Source organism: Xenorhabdus yunnanensis (assembly GCF_028598805.1).
GTDB lineage: Bacteria > Pseudomonadota > Gammaproteobacteria > Enterobacterales > Enterobacteriaceae > Xenorhabdus > Xenorhabdus yunnanensis.
Map to the genome: position 1 here is coordinate 1 of NZ_JAQRFI010000012.1, position 17,380 is coordinate 17,380.

General features: G+C 42.0%; 21 protein-coding genes, 1 tRNA gene, 2 rRNA genes and 1 pseudogene. 6 read left to right on the forward strand and 19 right to left on the reverse strand.

The features are described from left to right. The 5 genes from rrf (PSI23_RS06900) to birA form a co-directional block, all read left to right on the forward strand. Positions 1-109, forward strand: a 5S ribosomal RNA gene (gene rrf, locus PSI23_RS06900); the annotation flags it as partial. Positions 110-160: 51 nt separating this feature from the next. Next, positions 161-236, forward strand: a tRNA-Thr gene (locus tag PSI23_RS06905). Positions 237-270: 34 nt separating this feature from the next. Then, positions 271-386, forward strand: a 5S ribosomal RNA gene (gene rrf / locus PSI23_RS06910). Positions 387-537: 151 nt separating this feature from the next. Then, the gene (gene murB / locus PSI23_RS06915) at positions 538-1,578 is read left to right on the forward strand and encodes a UDP-N-acetylmuramate dehydrogenase (protein WP_273554392.1); all 1,041 of its coding nucleotides are present in this window, start codon (positions 538-540) and stop codon (positions 1,576-1,578) included. After that, on the forward strand, positions 1,575-2,534 hold the full coding sequence (birA, locus tag PSI23_RS06920; RefSeq protein WP_273554393.1) for a bifunctional biotin--[acetyl-CoA-carboxylase] ligase/biotin operon repressor BirA: 960 nt from the start codon (positions 1,575-1,577) through the stop codon (positions 2,532-2,534). The genes murB and birA overlap by 4 nt, the downstream gene beginning before the upstream one ends. Positions 2,535-2,681: 147 nt before the next feature. Here birA and PSI23_RS06925 read toward each other — a convergent pair whose 3' ends face one another. The 8 genes from PSI23_RS06925 to PSI23_RS06960 form a co-directional block, all read right to left on the reverse strand. Beyond that, a complete protein-coding gene (locus PSI23_RS06925; protein WP_273554394.1) occupies positions 2,682-3,008 on the reverse strand; it encodes a lysozyme inhibitor LprI family protein in 327 nt (108 codons plus the stop codon). Continuing rightward, positions 3,009-3,152, reverse strand: a complete 144-nt coding sequence (locus PSI23_RS06930; RefSeq protein WP_273554395.1) for a hypothetical protein — start codon at positions 3,150-3,152, stop codon at positions 3,009-3,011. A 192-nt stretch (positions 3,153-3,344) separates the two neighbouring features. Next, positions 3,345-4,682: a PI-PLC domain-containing protein gene (locus PSI23_RS06935; protein ID WP_273554396.1), complete on the reverse strand. Its 1,338-nt coding sequence runs from the start codon at positions 4,680-4,682 to the stop codon at positions 3,345-3,347. Positions 4,683-4,958: 276 nt separating this feature from the next. Beyond that, positions 4,959-6,623 (reverse strand): alpha,alpha-phosphotrehalase, encoded by a 1,665-nt coding sequence (gene treC, locus PSI23_RS06940; RefSeq protein ID WP_273554397.1) that lies wholly within the window; start codon positions 6,621-6,623, stop codon positions 4,959-4,961. A gap of 18 nt (positions 6,624-6,641) precedes the next feature. Continuing rightward, positions 6,642-8,075 carry a PTS trehalose transporter subunit IIBC gene (treB, locus tag PSI23_RS06945; RefSeq protein WP_273554398.1) on the reverse strand — a complete coding sequence of 478 codons (1,434 nt, stop codon included), beginning with the start codon at positions 8,073-8,075 and terminating at the stop codon, positions 6,642-6,644. A 277-nt stretch (positions 8,076-8,352) separates the two neighbouring features. Beyond that, entirely contained in the window at positions 8,353-8,679 is a 327-nt protein-coding gene (locus tag PSI23_RS06950; RefSeq protein ID WP_273554399.1) for a hypothetical protein, read from the reverse strand. A 55-nt stretch (positions 8,680-8,734) separates the two neighbouring features. Next, positions 8,735-9,040: a hypothetical protein gene (locus tag PSI23_RS06955; protein ID WP_273554400.1), complete on the reverse strand. Its 306-nt coding sequence runs from the start codon at positions 9,038-9,040 to the stop codon at positions 8,735-8,737. A gap of 10 nt (positions 9,041-9,050) precedes the next feature. Then, the gene (locus PSI23_RS06960; protein ID WP_273554401.1) at positions 9,051-9,320 is read right to left on the reverse strand and encodes a PAAR domain-containing protein; all 270 of its coding nucleotides are present in this window, start codon (positions 9,318-9,320) and stop codon (positions 9,051-9,053) included. A 62-nt stretch (positions 9,321-9,382) separates the two neighbouring features. Here PSI23_RS06960 and PSI23_RS06965 point away from each other — a divergent pair, with 62 nt between their 5' ends. Continuing rightward, entirely contained in the window at positions 9,383-9,541 is a 159-nt protein-coding gene (locus PSI23_RS06965) for a type 2 periplasmic-binding domain-containing protein (protein WP_273554402.1), read from the forward strand. A gap of 28 nt (positions 9,542-9,569) precedes the next feature. Here PSI23_RS06965 and PSI23_RS06970 read toward each other — a convergent pair whose 3' ends face one another. From PSI23_RS06970 to PSI23_RS07020, 11 genes and pseudogenes are all read right to left on the reverse strand, one after another. Then, entirely contained in the window at positions 9,570-10,751 is a 1,182-nt protein-coding gene (locus PSI23_RS06970) for a M20 metallopeptidase family protein (protein ID WP_273554403.1), read from the reverse strand. Next, entirely contained in the window at positions 10,751-11,200 is a 450-nt protein-coding gene (locus PSI23_RS06975) for a hypothetical protein (protein ID WP_273554404.1), read from the reverse strand. The genes PSI23_RS06970 and PSI23_RS06975 overlap by 1 nt, the downstream gene beginning before the upstream one ends. Further along, positions 11,197-11,382 (reverse strand): DUF3100 domain-containing protein, encoded by a 186-nt coding sequence (locus PSI23_RS06980; protein WP_273554405.1) that lies wholly within the window; start codon positions 11,380-11,382, stop codon positions 11,197-11,199. Before PSI23_RS06980 ends, PSI23_RS06975 begins: the two co-directional genes overlap by 4 nt. 11 nt (positions 11,383-11,393) lie before the next feature. After that, complete coding sequence (locus tag PSI23_RS06985; protein ID WP_273554406.1) at positions 11,394-11,813, reverse strand: DUF3100 domain-containing protein; 420 nt, start codon at positions 11,811-11,813, stop codon at positions 11,394-11,396. A 520-nt stretch (positions 11,814-12,333) separates the two neighbouring features. Beyond that, positions 12,334-13,476: a DgaE family pyridoxal phosphate-dependent ammonia lyase gene (locus PSI23_RS06990; RefSeq protein ID WP_273554407.1), complete on the reverse strand. Its 1,143-nt coding sequence runs from the start codon at positions 13,474-13,476 to the stop codon at positions 12,334-12,336. Further along, positions 13,460-14,653, reverse strand: coding sequence for an amidohydrolase/deacetylase family metallohydrolase (locus tag PSI23_RS06995; RefSeq protein ID WP_273554408.1), 1,194 nt, complete (start codon positions 14,651-14,653; stop codon positions 13,460-13,462). Before PSI23_RS06995 ends, PSI23_RS06990 begins: the two co-directional genes overlap by 17 nt. 19 nt (positions 14,654-14,672) lie before the next feature. Continuing rightward, a complete protein-coding gene (locus tag PSI23_RS07000; RefSeq protein ID WP_273554409.1) occupies positions 14,673-15,323 on the reverse strand; it encodes a DUF4310 family protein in 651 nt (216 codons plus the stop codon). Positions 15,324-15,325: 2 nt separating this feature from the next. Next, on the reverse strand, positions 15,326-16,117 hold the full coding sequence (locus PSI23_RS07005; RefSeq protein ID WP_273554410.1) for a DUF4311 domain-containing protein: 792 nt from the start codon (positions 16,115-16,117) through the stop codon (positions 15,326-15,328). Positions 16,118-16,206: 89 nt separating this feature from the next. Beyond that, positions 16,207-16,494: pseudogene (locus PSI23_RS07010) on the reverse strand (DUF4312 family protein); the annotation flags it as partial. Further along, positions 16,491-16,865 carry an SFCGS family glycine-rich protein gene (locus PSI23_RS07015; RefSeq protein ID WP_273554411.1) on the reverse strand — a complete coding sequence of 125 codons (375 nt, stop codon included), beginning with the start codon at positions 16,863-16,865 and terminating at the stop codon, positions 16,491-16,493. The gene PSI23_RS07015 and the pseudogene PSI23_RS07010, both read right to left, overlap by 4 nt. A gap of 19 nt (positions 16,866-16,884) precedes the next feature. Then, positions 16,885-17,223, reverse strand: coding sequence for a PRD domain-containing protein (locus PSI23_RS07020; protein WP_273554474.1), 339 nt, complete (start codon positions 17,221-17,223; stop codon positions 16,885-16,887). Positions 17,224-17,380: the final 157 nt, after the last annotated feature.

The following is a 17,380-nucleotide window of genomic DNA, read 5'->3' on the forward strand; positions in this document are numbered from 1 at the left end:
GCAACAGCGCGGTGGTCCCACCTGACCCCATGCCGAACTCAGCAGTGAAACACCGTAGCGCCGATGGTAGTGTGGGGTCTCCCCATGTGAGAGTAGGACACTGCCAGACATCAATTTATAAGTGTTGCCCATTTGGCAACACTTTTTATTTTTAGCATTTGCTGATATGGCTCAGTTGGTAGAGCACACCCTTGGTAAGGGTGAGGTCCCCAGTTCGAATCTGGGTATCAGCACCATGAATAATATGTTCGGCAAGTAAAACAGAATTTGCTTGGCAGCAATAGCGCGGTGGTCCCACCTGACCCCATGCCGAACTCAGCAGTGAAACACCGTAGCGCCGATGGTAGTGTGGGGTCTCCCCATGTGAGAGTAGGGAACTGCCAAGCTTTAATACCCAGTCAAAAGGCCACTCATATGAGTGGCCTTTTGCATTTCTAGGTTTTTCAACAAGATATAAGTATTGGTCAATTACTTGCTTATCTTTCAAATGTAGAGTCTGATAGACTACGCTCAAATTATCTATTGAGTTTGAAGTGAATGTCTGTTTGTCAATCTACTCAGTTAAAAACGTTAAACACATTTTGTATTTCAGCCAGTGCTGATTATATCGGTATAGCCACCTCTATTGAGTCTCTTCTGGCCTTATGGCAAGAAGCAATAGAAAAGAATCATCCTATTTTATTGCTGGGAGGGGGAAGTAACGTCCTCTTTACTGAGAATTTTAAAGGTACTGTGATTCTAAATCGTATCCTTGGTATTAATATACAAGAATCTGATACTGCATGGCATATTCATGTTGGTGCAGGTGAAAATTGGCATGAGCTGATTACTTATTTATTTAAACAACAAATCTACGGCTTGGAAAATTTAGCCTTGATCCCCGGAAATGTTGGGTCTGCTCCAATCCAGAATATTGGGGCATATGGAATTGAGTTTAAACATGTCTGTGAATATGTGGATTTTATCGAGCTAAAAACAGGCAATCCAATTCGTCTGACGGCGAATGAGTGTCAATTTGCGTATAGAGACAGTATCTTTAAACATCAATATAAAGATGGTTATGCTATCACCGCCGTCGGCTTATGTTTGAATAAGAAATGGGAGCCAATTTTAACGTATGGTGCCTTAGCGCAGTTTTCACGAGAAAATGTTACTCCAAAACAAATATTCGATGCAGTGTGTGAAATGCGTCAGAGTAAACTGCCAGATCCTATGTTGATGGGGAACGCTGGAAGTTTCTTTAAAAATCCTATTGTATCGATTGAATTGGCATACAAAATTAAGTCTGAATATCCAGACTGTCCCCAATATCCTTATAATGAGCAAAGTGTAAAGATTGCTGCGGGTTGGCTTATCGATCAATGTCAATTGAAGGGCTATTCTATTGGTGGTGCTGCCGTACATACGAAACAAGCTCTGGTATTAATTAATAAAGGTAATGCAACGGGACAAGATGTCATTGCTTTGGCTGCTTATATATATAATAACGTTGCCGAAAAATTTAATATTTTCTTAGAGCCTGAGGTTCGTTTCATTGGTAGTGAAGGTGAGATAGATGCCGTGGAATGTATTTCATGAAAGATATTAGTACTCCGTTAAAACTAATTAAAGTGTTATCTGATGGTGAGATTCATTCAGGTCAGCAACTTGGTCAAGAGTTGGGAATGAGTCGAGCAGGAATTAATAAACATATTCAAACTATTCGTGAGTGGGGAGTAGAAGTTCTAACTGTTTCAGGTAAAGGTTACCGTTTTCCTGCCCCAATGAATCTCTTGGATAAAGAAATTATTAAAAATTATCTTCCCAATAATCACATTGAAGTGATACCTGTTATTGATTCTACAAATCAGTATATTCTGGAAAAATTAGCAGAACTCGATTCAGGGGATGCTTGTGTTGCAGAATACCAGTATGCAGGTAGAGGGCGCCGTGGTAGGACATGGGTTTCTGCTTTTGGTCGAAATTTATATCTATCCATGTATTGGCGTTTGGAGCAGGGACCAGCAGCAGCAATAGGTTTAAGTTTAGTAGTAGGTATTGTTATTGCGGAAGTTCTTAACCGCCAGGGCGCAGAGAGAGTAAAAGTAAAATGGCCAAATGATTTATATTTGGATGATAAAAAACTAGCAGGAATATTGGTTGAGTTGACGGGAAAAACAGGAGATGCAGCTCATGTTGTGATTGGAATAGGTATGAATATTTCGATGAGTAACGATCAACAGAAATCAATTAACCAGCATTGGACTAATTTACAACAATCAGGAACGATTATTGAGCGGAATAAGTTGGTTGCTGAAATCATAAAGGAACTTAAAGAATCATTAATTCAGTTTGGAAACGAAGGGCTAACACCTTTCATTCCCCGATGGTTTAAGTTAGATAATTTTATTAATCGTCCTGTGAAATTAATTATTGGCGATCAAGAAGTTCATGGTATAGCCCGTGGAATTGATTGGCAAGGTGCTCTGTTACTTGATATTAATGGGGTTATTACGCCCTATATCGGTGGCGAAATCTCCTTGAGGGGTTGCTGAGTATAAAGCCGGAAATATTTCCGGCTTCAGATTATTGGCAACGTGGTGCTGATTTTTCATCCAGATATTTATAAAAAAGGGTAACATGATTTTTTATAAAGAACTCAGGGAAAGACAACCTCTCCCTGAGTCCCTGAATATTTACTATCAAATCGGTTTCTCTATTAAATCATACAGCTTATCAAGTTGATTAATGCGTATATGGTAACTTTGCAGTAAACAGGCAGTATCTCCCTTACATTTTTGGCGCTGTTTCAGCCATGCAGTTTGGCTGTCATACATCTCGCCTGACACTCCCATGGCAAACAATCCCCGCAGAAAGTGATATTTCACGCTCATTTCCACATCCAGATCATTCAGCTTTAAACTTGAACAAATTGCCTTTTCATCCGGTGTCTTGGCTTTTGCACAGTCAAAACTGGCAGCGAAACTCAGTGGAGAGAAGATTAGTAATATAAACCAGAGATATTTCATTTACTTCTCCTTATTGAGAGGAGCGACAGGCCCTGGCCCGGTTTGCAATTTTGGCGGAACAATTTTTTCAAACTGGAATGACTGGGCTTTGCCGGTTGCATCTAATTTGCAGGAGAATCGAATGTCGAGCCAGCCATCATCCATTCTATATGCGCTTGTGCAAAAGCTGATAATAGTAGACAGCTTGCCCCTAAATAAGTTAAGTATTTTGAGTAAAACATAATGGATACTCCTCGTTTGAGACTAAAAAAGTATGGCACAGATTCTGTACAGATGCCATTGCATGAATATATAAATACTGATCAGCAAGAGTAATGCTAATGAGGATATTTTTTCTTATTTAGAATAAGAAAGTACTTTCCAATTAATAGCTAAAGCGAAAGTCGTAGCCACTGTATCTCTCACATTATCAATAAGAATGATATTCGGGTATACGGTATCTGTGATGTGCTGATAAAGATATTCAACTAATTTACTATTTGCTTTATTTGCCAAATGCTTAATGTCAGAGGAAAGAGTTGTAGCACATGTCGATGCTTGTAAAGGATCTTGGGTCAGGATCCACGATAATTCAAAATATTGTTTTGGAGCATAGTCTTTCATCTTTTTAATTTGATCTGACCCCATTTGAAATGCGCTATTTGTATTAGAATAAAGATGATACATATCTAACTCGCTAAGATAAAAAAAGCCATAATTTTTATATTGCTCCAGATCAATATCAGCTTTCTTGTTTTCTATAAAGAATAAAACGGCTGGGCGAGTTCCATTATTGGTTAAGGAATTCAAAGTTAAGTTGGAAATATTTTCCGTACCATTATGATAGTACAAATGTTTAATGTTAACTAATTGACTGAATAAATCAAACCACTCAGTTTTGTTAAAAGGACGATATTTATGCCAGAAACCTACATCTAAATTGAGGGAATGATCAAGTCTTATCATAATTAACTCATTATGAGATTCTGTAAACAGGTTTATTCCATTAACAATAGATTCAATTGATTCACCATTTGCGCCTTCCCATACAATTATATCTCTATAGTGACCAGTAAAAAATTTCCCATCGCTAAGGACAGGTCTAATATCAAAGTATCTTATACCGAGTTTCAATTGTCCTAAGACATCATTAGATTGAGTTAGAGTGTTGCACTCAGAAACTAAAGTGGTTTTCCATGTTACTGTACTCATTCCTGCATCATGGGAACCCGGAATACAAAGTTTATTAATTGGCAGCTCCCCCAGTATATTGCTATAGTCTTGCATCCAAGATTCAGTATTTATATCAGGGCCTATATAATTACCAACATCACCAATAAGAAAGAAGTGAATCAATCCATTTGGTTTCCAACCAAGACTGACTGTAGAGCCTTTTTTATGGCTTCTTGTTTCTAAATTATCTAGGTGAATTTCCAAATCAAACTTTTCAAGTTCGGTTTTATACCTTCCTCGTATTATAAAACTATTGTTTTCTGAATCTATTATTTGATATTTTATTTCAAAATTACAATTGGTTACATTGTCATCAACGCATATAATGGAGAAATAAAAATCTTCTTTAGATTTGATTGATTTTGGAAAGTTTGAGACATCAACATTATGAAATTTTTTTGAAGTTATTTTCCAAACGGAATTGGTACTGTTAACTAGAATGAGATTTGAAATTTGAAACATGTTTATCTCTCCTTGTTAAAGGGCAATTTTTTTTGTTTCTATATGTTTATTTTTAAAGATATCAGGAGTTATAAAGTATCACATTGAATTTAAAGTCTGTCTTTATTATTTGTTTTAACATTGAGTAAATATGATATTTACTTATGTTTTATTCTGGTTGCATAATTTTGTTGATATTTTTAAGTATACTCTATCTCACCTTGTTTTTAGCGAGATAGAGTATCTAAAGTATTTTGTAAACAACATATTATGACAGATAAATCTGCATAAATAATATTATTGTGTGGATATTAAGTATATTGCCTCATAAGGTTTAATTTTCATTTCATGATCAACCTGTTCGGAAGATGGATAATTACTTATTAATACCTGCCATTCTTTGTTTGAAAGAGAAGGTTCTGGAGACCAAAGTTGTGTTTCATCGCTTAGATTTGCGATGACCAGCAAGGTTTGATCCTGCCAACGCCGTATATAACACCACAGTGATGGGTGCTCTGGCAGCAGATCCAAGTAATCACCATATGTCAGGATAGGCTGTTGCTTTCTTAATTTAATCAAATCGTGGTAGCAATAGAAAACGGAATCTTCATTCTGTAATGCTGCTTCGGCGTTGATTTCTGAGTAATTACTGCAAGGCGCAATCCATGGCGTTCCTGTGGTGAACCCTGCGTTTGCAGAATCATCCCATTGCATAGGAGTTCGGCTGTTGTCACGGGATTTCTGTGCCAAAATTGCCAGTATATCCTCTGGTTGCATGCCTTTCTCAATGCGCTCTTGATACATATTCAGGCTTTCGATATCCCGATAGTCTTCAATATGCATAAAGTGAGGGTTTGTCATGCCCAACTCTTCACCCTGATAGATATAAGGCGTACCCTGCATACCATGCAGCACCATTGCCAGCATTTTGGCGGATATGTTGTGGTACTGATGTTCATTCCCAAATCGAGAAACAATGCGAGGTTGATCATGATTACACCAGAAGAGCGCATTCCACGCTTTTTGGTGCATACCTTGCTGCCATGTTGAGAAAATCTTTTTCAATTCAACATAATCTGGTTTTGCGAGAGTCCATTTTTCACCATTTGGATAATCAACTTTCAAATGGTGAAAATTAAATGTCATGGACAATGCTGTTCCGTCCAGAGCAGCATAGCGCTGACAGTGCTCAAGGCCTGTAGAGGACATTTCACCAACGGTCATCAATCCTTTTGGTTGGAAAACATCACGGCTCATTTCTTGCAGATACTCATGTATCAGTGGGCCATCGGTGTAGAATCGGCGGCCATCACCATGATCATCATCAGGGTAATCTTGCTGTTTTGAAACAAGATTAATGACATCCAACCGCAAGCCATCAACACCGCGATCAGCCCAGAACTCACATATTTTTTTCAGCTCGTTGCGAACTGGTTCATGTTCCCAATTTAAATCGGCTTGTTCTACCGCAAACAGGTGAAGGTAATATTGTTGACTCTCTGCATGCCATTGCCACGCATTACCGCCGAATTTAGATTTCCAGTTACTGGGTAGGGAACCTTCGGAACCATCCCGCCAGATATAAAACTGGCGATAAGGGCTATCAACTTCCTGTGCCGCTTGAAACCACGAATGTTGGGTTGAGGTGTGATTGAAAACCATATCCAAAATGATGCGAATGCCACGGTGATGCGCATTTTGCACCAAATTATCAAAGTCTTCCATAGAACCATAATCAGGATTGATAGCGCAGTAATCAGCGACATCATAGCCATTATCAACTTGTGGCGATGGATAAATTGGGGTTATCCAGATGGCATCAACACCGAGTCGCTGTAGATAATCGAGCCGTTGGGTGATCCCGTTGATATCTCCCACACCTCTACCGGCACTATCCTGAAAACTTTTTGGATAAATTTGATAGATAACGCTATTCATCCACCATGGTTTTTGTTCCGTCATAAATAGATACCTGCAAAATTAATTAGCTAGTTCATTGGGTAAGGCCGCTTTGCGTTCATTTCTACGATAAGCCAGAACGGTCAATAGGAACGGCACGATAATTGCGACGAGCATAGCAATAAGATAAATCATCCAGAATTGCGGCTTGATAGAAAGGATTCCTGGGATTCCCCCAACGCCGATACCATTGGCAGTCACATGATTGAGTCCAGAAATCAGCCCAGCCAGAGCCGCGCCAATCATCGCGCAGAACATTGGGTAATGGTATTTAAGGTTGATGCCGTACATGGCGGGTTCGGTGATACCCAGATAGGCTGAAATTGCCGCAGGAATGGAAACCTCGCGTTCTTTTTGTTTCTTGCTGGCCCAGACAATGCCGACAACAGCAGAACCTTGAGCGATATTAGACAGCGCAATAATAGGCCAGATTGGAGTTCCTCCGGTGCTTTGGATCATTTGCAGGTCGATTGCCAGCGTTGTTTGATGTACACCTGTGATCACCAGCGGAGCGTAGAAGAAACCAAACAAGGCGGCACCAATGGGAGCAAAACTACCAGTCATTAATCCTTTGACAGCCCAAGCAACACCGTCCCCGATAGCGCGTCCGGCCGGGCCAATCAGGGCATGGGCAAGGAAGACTGCCAGTAGCAGAGAAGTCACAGGAACAATAACAAGATAGAGGTAGTCTGGCATCCATTTTTTCAGCCGCGTTTCAATCCATCCCAACGTTAGACCAGCTAATAAGGAAGGAATAACCTGTGCCTGATAACCGACTTTAGAAATGGTGAACCATCCGAAATTCCAAACTTCGGGCGCTTGCTGCCCCAGCAGATAAGCGTTCATCAATTGCGGGGAAACCAGCGTAATTCCGAGAATAATCCCAAGAATTGGCGTTCCGCCCATCTTTTTGACCGCAGACCAACAGATACCTACAGGAAGGTAGAAGAATATCGCTTCACCGATGAGCCAGAGAAAATCATAGATACTGCGCCAAACAGGATAGAGTTGAGCGAGCGATTTCCCCTCACTAAATGGGATATCCCCGATCAGATTACGAAAACCAAGAATTAAACCGCCACTGATCAGGGCTGGCAGTAATGGGAAAAATATCTCAGCAAAATGTGAAATTGCATTTTCATACCATCTCATATTTTGACGAGCAGCTTGTTTAACTTCTTCTTTATTAACGGATTGTTTTCCTGTGGTCTCAAGCAGGGCTTTATAATAGACATCCACATTCGTTCCAATCACCACCTGAAATTGCCCGGCATTGGTGAAACACCCCTTAACCATCGGTAATTCCTCAATGGCTTTGGCATCGGCATTTTCTGGTGTATTAAGAACGAATCTGAGGCGGGTAATACAATGACTGACGGAAGCAATATTCTCTCTTCCACCAATCAAGGTGATAAGATTATCAACATCCTTTTTATTTATTTGTTTTTTTTTCATGCCTTTTCTCCTTTGTATGGCAGGAGTTATAAATAACGGAATCTTTCGATTAACCGTGCGATTAACAGAATGATTACTCTCGTGATGAGATAATGAATAGACTGAAATAATAGCAGATTAATCCTAGACAGATTTTAATATTTTGAATATGAAAAGATGCTTTGTTTGAGTTTTAGATCACATTTTATGCCATTAATTTGAAATTAAAGGATTTTTTATATTTGTAACGCTTATTATTGTAGAGTTTTTAATTACTTTGGTAATTAATAGATGTGGGTTATGGGTTTACCCCGTCGTATGGCAATATAAAGAAAGGTTCGCATTCTACTGAGTCGCAACCATGATAAATAATTTCATCTTCACTGTGAGCTGATACTTTTTTTAATGTGGCTTCACACCAGGATGTAGGTTGGAGTTCTTTCCCAAAACCCCCGAATAGTAATTCCATTGAATTAGAGCCATTCTCTAAAAAAGCCGTTGAATTTATACCGCTCGATTGAGTTCCACTTGGAGAGTTTAAATTATCCATGGCAGTCATGCCATTAATACGTACCAGACAAAAGCTTTGATGCGTATTAAATGAAAGTAAATATTTATATTCCATATCCGTTTTCCCTGATGCAGAAGCGCTAAATAACATATAAGAACACAGTAAAACACTACCCCAAAGAAATCCGATAGGGTGATTTATCTTTAGAAAGTGGTTTTTGAAATACCCATTCACGTCCCGTTCCTTCTTTTTTCTCAATATTTACAGTTGAATTAATTTTATCATCATCGCTAGATTCGTTTTTTCCTATACCAAAAGCAAAATCCAAATCCACCGATGCCTTAATTCCATCATGATAAAGCACCAAATCTAAATTTTTAGGTTTTGATTCCAGTGCGACCAGTAATTTTGCATCAGCCTTGGCCGTCGCGTCCACATAACCGCATATTGCAGAGCCTGCTTTTGTTGAAACCATATTTATATCCTTAACCAATATTTACGCTGCCGCCGCCAATGACCACACCACCACAATCAACGGCATCCCCCGTTCTGGCGGCAGGTTTTCCCTCAATAAACACGGAGCCGGATCCCCCCGCTATCGCCCGTGAGTGCGACGAATGGGGAAATAATGCATCGCCTTGTCTTGCCAGATAAGCTCCATCAACTTTAACCGTGCTGGCACCGCTAATAACGGAAGTGGCTGAACAATCCCCGTGTTCTGTACCGATATCACCGATTTTTACTGCGTTTCCCATGCTGTTTTTCTCCATTTTTTATTAGAGGGGAACCTGACCTAACTCCCGAATCAGAACACTCTATGTTGGACACGGTGTTCTATCAAAATGGAGTGACACCGAAAGTTGCGTTGACGGCGACGGATACAGAGATTATCAAACATTATGTGCGACAGGGGCTTGGTGTTGGAGAGTTTGCCTATTCTTTGATATCGCCCTTGAATGATATCGCGTCCGGTTAGCGCTGTTATCACCGGACGCGGAAAATAATTAGTGCGTTACAAGATTGATAAATATTTGCGCTCCAACCAGAAGGCAGTCATCGTCAATAAAATAAGGATTGGAATGCAGGTAGTTATCGATCCCTTTAGCTTTATTGCCACTACCGAGAAAGAACATTGCGCCAATGCGATCTTTAGTCGCATTAATCATATAGCTGAAATCTTCGCTGCCAGTCATGGGATGGCTATTTGAGTTGATATGCTTGACTGGCAGGAATTTGGCTGCGGCTTCCAGAATACGCTGGTGTGCATATGGGTGGTTTTCCACTGCGGGATAACTATTATAGGTGATGGTTGTTCTGAAGCCTCCAGCTTCGCTGCGTGCAATAATTTCCTGAAAGCTGTTTTTCAGAATTTGATCGGTTTCTTTATCCATTGCGCGGATAGTTCCCCGAGCCTGAACGTGATCGGCTACGGCATTGGGGATAGTTCCACCTTTGATCATGCCACAGCAGAATACTGCGGGACTGAAAGGATCGGTTTTCTTGGCGATGATGTAGTCCATGTAATCAAGGATACGGCTGGCTTCACGAATTGCATCCAATCCTTTTTGGGGCGTGGAACCGTGGGCGGAAACACCATATACATCCAGCGTCCATGTTGAACCCCATGATGACATCACTCCGGTATTGAAACTGATATATCCGGTATCCTGTGCGCCATTATTATGCAGGGCGTACACCTCATTAACTCTTTCCATGCAGCCCAGTTCAACCATTTTATCCGCTCCCGGAATACGCATGTCTTCTTCAGCCATTTGGAAGATAAAACGCACGTTGGCATTCATTTCATCCCGATGCTGTGACAAATAATTAGCGGCAGTCAGGGCGATGGTCATATGGGTATCATGACCACAGTTATGGGCACACCTGTCATGAACTGAGCTATATTCATTGTTAGTCATATCAGGCATGGCAAGGGCATCCATATCAGCACGGAATGCAATCAGGGGTTTTGTTGGATCAGTGATTAAATCAGCAATAAAACCGGTATAACCCTCATAGAATGTGATGGCATAACCAAAACCGCTCATTAAGTCACGGCAATATTGGGATGTTTTAAATTCCTGACCGGATAATTCAGGGATTTTATGTAAATCCTGACGTGTCTTTTTGCTGAATGCGTTCAATTCAAACAGTTTTTCACTGACGTTATATTGATTCTTATTCACTAGGTTACCCCTTTTATGCTGAATCCAATTTGAGCAATGATAGAAGCACCGAAGAAACTGCAGGTGGAAACGACCATGAAAATGACGATAACTTTCCAAGACATTTTTTTCAGCTCTTCCAACTGACCGCCGACAGATAAACCAGCAAAAGCCAGTAGCGGGACACAGCAGGATAAAAAAGAGACTTTACCAATGGCGTGGAGAAAAAACGTTCTTATTGCTGTGTCTGGCAGGCAAATTAAAATACCGATAATCGTGGCATAAGCGAATGCTGGTAGTGATGAAGGCAAATAGTGTTTTGCCACAAGAGAGAGAAACACGACGAGGGACATTGCAACAAAGCTATCCCACATATGATGAATGATGATCCCTGATGTTAGTGTCTGGGTAAACATAGCGAGTATGACTGCCACGAAAACCAGTTTCATATCGATAATGATATTTCTCATACGGTTTCCTCTTTGTTGAAGATTTTGTAAATCTTTTCTGAAAGAGGCAGGCCAAGATAGGTCAGAGATAGCGCCCCCAGAGCGGACGATAACAGATTAGAGGCAGCGGCGACACTCAATACCTTTTGTGCCATTGCTTCATCCAACCCATGAATCAGTGCTCCGGATGCGGCACTTAGCATAGATCCTGAACCTACACCGGAGCCGGCTGCCAGTGCCTCGCCAACGGAATGGCAATAAATATCGGCAGTAAGTTACCAATTTCCTGAATAAATAGAGGGATACCAATACTTAATATCATTTTAATATTGGGTACGATCATGCCGGCATATTGCGTTTCCAAGACTAACAGACCAATTCCGACCATTTTCCCACAAAAGTCTTCTTCCTTTTTAGTGAAAAACTTACCCCATAATTTTAATTTTTTGCGAGTGAATTCAGAAGGAATTATCATGCCAATAATTACCGAAAATAACATGGGTAAAATTGGTATGATGGAAATGCCAATTTTTATTTCTCTTTTGCCAATGACATATTGAGAAATGAAAATTAAAAACATAGTGGTAATTATACTGATAAAGAAAATGTTTATCTGGCGTCTGTTATTATCCATTCTCTATCTCCGCCTTATCAGGCGTGGAGATTATTGTATGTCAGGAATAGATCTTTAGCATGATGGCGATCATGTTTATTCCATATCTATTTTTCATGGGGAATGAAATAAAGGAATTGCTACAATGCGTCTAATATTATAGTGTTTTGTTCAGATGTTTTTAAATTTAATTGAATGCCAAATTTATTTTTTATAATTATATGTTTCTATTTTCTTCTATGAAATGTAGAAAAATTTTAGAGCATAACTAATGAGAGAGGGATTTATTGTATGCCATGATGATATAGAAATTTTTTATCTTGAGTATATAACGCTTGACTCAAAATAACACAGGTTATCGATTAATGTATCTTGTATTAAGAGGGCAGTTTCGTGTCCGTTGGTTGGTTGATATTCATGACGAATGGATTAAAAATCTACTCATAAAGATTAAGATGATCGCCATGTGGGCGCAGTGACTATTATGGCTCATGCTGAGGCGATCATCATATTCAATTTGAAAGATTTTCCTGATGAAGCTTTAGCATCTTATAAGATTAAAGCCATTCATCACCACTCGCCTAAGCTCCGTTACAATCGTATCAAGTTGCATTGATGTCACACTGCGGATATCTGCTTCGATTTTGCCTTCATTGGCTTTGTATTCCCGAAAATAGATCGCAGTATTGCCTTGCCGGAGTTGTGCCAGAATATCGAATGTATTTTTACCGATTTTCTGTTCATCAAATATGATCTCAGTACGGGCGATATCGCGGCCTGCACTGTCCCAAACGACCTTGGCGGAGATTCCTGTAATACGATTCAGGCTTTCAATAAATGGTGTCATTCTTACCACCATTTCTGCTCCTGTTTCTTTTGTCCCATTCAGATATTTTTCGATAGCCAGCGTCAGGCCGAGAATACCTTCTTTACCGATCTTCATGGCGCGCCCGATGCCGTGACGTTGCTTTTTGACCCACTCCACATAAGGCTGTTTGCCAATCACCAGTCCACTGGTAGGCCCTTCAATTGCTTTGGCACCGCTGTAAATCACCAAATCTGCACCTTGCTGATAATAGAGCGCTAAATCTTCCTCGGCAGCAGCATCCACAATCAGAGGCAAATTGTGTGCTTGTGCAACATGTGCGGCATCTGCCACGGTCAACATACTTTTTTGCACGGTATGATGTGACTTGATATAGAGAATGGCAGCGGTGTACGGCGTGATTTTATCGGCTATTTGTGCTGCACTGCATTCGTTGGCAAATCCCGCTTCAATGATTTTACCTCCTCCCAGTGTAATCATGGTTTCAACTGGAGCGCCAAAATTTACGTTATGGCCTTTGGGCAGTACGATTTCACGGGGAACTGATTTATCAGACGACTTATGTGAATTGTGCAAGTTAAACAGTAGGTCATTATCATTTCTGACAATAACCGCTGCCACAGATTGGGTGATTCCGGCAGAAGCGCAAGAAACGATAACAGCACTTTCCACGTCGAGTAATTTGGCGATGTAATCACCGGTTTTGTCCACCAAATCATCCATCTCAAAATAGTGCCTCAGTCCTGCTGTAACCTGCTCAATAACGTGATCGGAAGGCGTGGAAACACCTAACGCCGTCATACGTCCGGCGGCGTTGATTACTTTACGTAACTGGTATTTTTCATAGAGGGATGCCATTGATCCTGCCCCTTTTCTTCACGGCATTATTTATAGATATGCTTTCTATACTTCCCGATGCTGTATTTTCTGCTACGACAATATGAACGCCTGCAATGATGGCTGCGATGGGAATAAATTGTTGCGTGCCAATCTTGATGTGACCGTCTGCATCGACAAGTTCAGTGCGTTGTTTTTTCAGTTCAAAAATCGTGATATCACCGTCACGACCGCGTTCCAACCGACCTTTGCGTGGCAGATGAAGTAAATTGGCCGCGTTGATTGTCACGCAGTTAAGAATGTATTCGGCAGACAATCCCATATTGAGGAATTTCGTCATTACGCTAGCAAGGCTGTGAACAGGTCCTCCAATGCGGTTTCTTTGGTAGATATCGGAACTGATCATATGAGGATAGGCACCGAATTTGATGGCTTGTTCAGCTACGGTGAAGCTAAGGCTTTCTGTACCATGTCCGACATCCAGAATAACGCCTCGCGCCAGTGCCCGTTGCATGGCAAGTTTCAGATTGCCATTATCATCCAGAATACGATTTGGCTTGCCGTTAAAGCAGTGGGTGATGATATCGCCTTTGGTTAGCAGATCAGCTATTTCCTCCAGATTGGGAGGAGTATTGCCAATATGCACCATCAGTGGCAATCCGTTCGTTTCTTGCATGGTTTTGGCTTGAATAAGTGGCTGGAGGCTATTTTCACCAACCACGCTTTTACTCATGCGGGCTTTCAGTCCGATAACAAAGCCTTCGTGACGTCTGACGGCATTTTGCAGTTGCTTATTATCAATCTGAACCATGTCAGCTAATTCATTTTGGCAACAGATACCGGTACGGGAGATATTCAGGAAAGCATAGACATTTGTTTTGGCTTTACGCGACACGGCATAAAAGTCATCAATATCATCCGCTCCCGTACTGCCGGCATCCACAACTGTTGTGACACCGCAGGCTGCACCAATTAAATCGGGTTCATCAAAATAGAGGGGAGAGTGTGGGTAACAATGAGTATGGGCATCAATCCAGCCGGCGCTGATATAATAATGACCATGTAAATCAATTTCCTTGATAGATGGCAACCCGGTTGCGGCAGAAGGGCCAATGGCGGTGATCCTGCCATCATTAATCACAATATCAATGAAACCCCCGTTAATGAGCTTTCCTTGTTTAATAATTAAATCATTCATAAGATACCTGTCCTTATTATTATGTTACGACAGGAAAAAAATAGCCGAGTAACATCGCTCCCAGAATTGCACCTCCTGCCACGGGTTTTTTCCACATATAAAACAGCAGTGCGCCAATCAATGAACCCAGGCCAATAGGAATGGAAGCTGCCATAGCAGCCAGAATAATGAGAGGCCCAAGGAAACGCCCTGATGCGTTACCCGCGCCCATCATGACATCTGCGCCAAAAGTAGAGTTTCCCTGTGCAACGGTGAATTTACGGGCGAGAATGATCACCAGACCAACAGCAACACCTAGCAGCATGCCGGTGATCAACGATGCCCAGAAGTTGGTGACTAAAAAATCAAAACCTCCTGCCAGCAAGAGTGCAGGAATACCTAAACCGATACCAGTTTGCAGAGCACCGCCGATATCCAGAATCCCAACCAATGAGCCTTCGACGATACGGGCAAACAGAAAGCTGGCACCAAATGCCGCAACGGCACCATAAACACCGGTATCAATACCGGAACGCAGCATCGCGACAAATGCCACTTCATTAAATGCACCAAATCCGTACACCACATACATATGTGTACCAGCAAAAATTCCCGCTGACAGCAGGCCAACAAACAGGGGAAATGTCCATTCTGCGTACCAGAAATCATGCTTGTTCAATTCAGTCTTCATGGTTATTTCCCACCCAGAAATTGATGGATATGATGCAGCCAGTTTGGTACATCCAACATGAAAGATTGCAGGAACTTTATATCGAATCCCCGGAAGAATCCGCTGAGGATAAACAGCAAAACGACGGCGATCAGTAGGATGCGGGTGATTTTGTTCCAGCCGTTATCATCGACACCTTTGCCGATCAAAATACCCAGTACCAAGCCCGGAATAGCATTGCCCATGATGAGTTGGGCGCAACCGCCGAAGAGAGTAGCCCAGAAACCAGAACGGCGACCGGCATCCATCGCGGCGAGCCAGAACAGCACGGGCATCACGGTATTGACCAGCAAATTGGCGGCCGGGACGAGTACATTAGTGGCGGTGGTCTGCAACGCTGCGGGAACGGCGGAAGCCGTGGTATTCAGGAACGCCACCAACAGCGCCCCGACAATTCCGCAAGCAATCGCCATTTTTTTCGGATTGTGCAGAGTTTCCGCTATGTTGCGGTTTCTGATCATCAGGACCGCAGCACCCCAATTGGGAATGATGCGATGATCCACATCCTGCGTGAACGCGCCGACGGCAACCGATGACGCCCAGGCGTTAAAAAAGAAACCAAGGCCAAAAGAGAAATGGGAGGCCGGATCACCTTCACAGGCATTCAATTCACCTAACGTGCGAAATGCCCCCATGCCCTGAATGGTCGGCGCATGGAACATCCGTGCCGCTCCGGCACCAAGGCCAAAACCGCATAGTCCACCAATAACTAGCGACATGCCCAGTATTTCGATAAAAGAGGCCGTAGTACTCATCGTTTCTCCCTCCATCATGTTCTGCCAGTATGACGTTTTTCTGTGGTGCTATTTTTCTTTGGCATACATGAATTGCTTGAAATGGATGAGCTGAAATGGATAGCCTCGACATCCAGTAAAGTGACATTGACGATCACATCCAGCACCACTGAATAGTGTTCGCGCTGACGGGGAAGAAAGAAGAACAGAAATTTTTCTATGGTGATTTCGCTGGTGGCGCTGACAACAGCAATATCTTTGGGTTCGATGCGCAGGATAATGTGAGCAGTTCCTTGTAATATTGTGCGCTGCACTGCATTCAGGGCATCAGCGATGGCTTTTTGGCGGGAAGCACCGGAGCCACTGACGCGAACAGAGGTTTCAAGCAATTCTTTCATGATTTTTCCCCCTGCTTTTTGATAAAGGCACGCACAAGACGCTCGCCCAGCTCGGCTTTGTCCATAAAGCCAAAACCAAGCACCGTACAGCCTTCACGGATCGCCGTTTCGCCCTCTTCAATAGAGCGCATACCGTAACGAACTGAGTAGCCGTATTTGTTTTGCGCCGTGATCGCACCTGCGCCGCCACTACCACAAAACGAGATGCCAATATCGGCCTGTTCTCGGTGCATGATATCGCCCAGTTTCATGTCTGCCGCCACGCCCGGAATCACAATGGCTTTTCCGCCAGCGGCTTCAATGCCTATGGCAACGTTTTGTCCTTTACCCAAGCGATCACCGATAACGACGACGATTTGTTTTTCGCTCATGGGCTCTGCCTCCAAATATTCAAGGATTGGAACGTGCAATTTCAAAATGCACGGATAGCAGATAAACCTCTTCGACAGACAGATTGGGCAGGGTTTCGACGATTTGTGCAGCCAGTATTATGGACTCTAGTGAAATCTCATCAAACAGTGAAATATCCACTTCTGGCAAGGATTCTCCTGTCTTGGCTCTCTCTACCATTGCCTTAATGTGGGAGACCAGCATTTGTTGCTGAACAGGTGTGGTGTAAGCCTCTTCTGCTGCCAGATATTTCTTTATGAGAGCCAATATTTCTTGGCTGACCGTTTCGGGATCAAGGCTTCCTTCTGCCATATTGAAATGTATTGAGGGATTATTCATAAAAGTTTCCCAATCAAATCGACCACGATAAATCGCTGCCCTATCACAAACGAATACAGTTTTGTTTGCTGAAATGACCTTATCGATTTTATTTTTGGCTTTGGAGTGGGCTAATTTCCGTTTCAAAGTGGAAATTCATTAAAAACAGGGTGGTGCG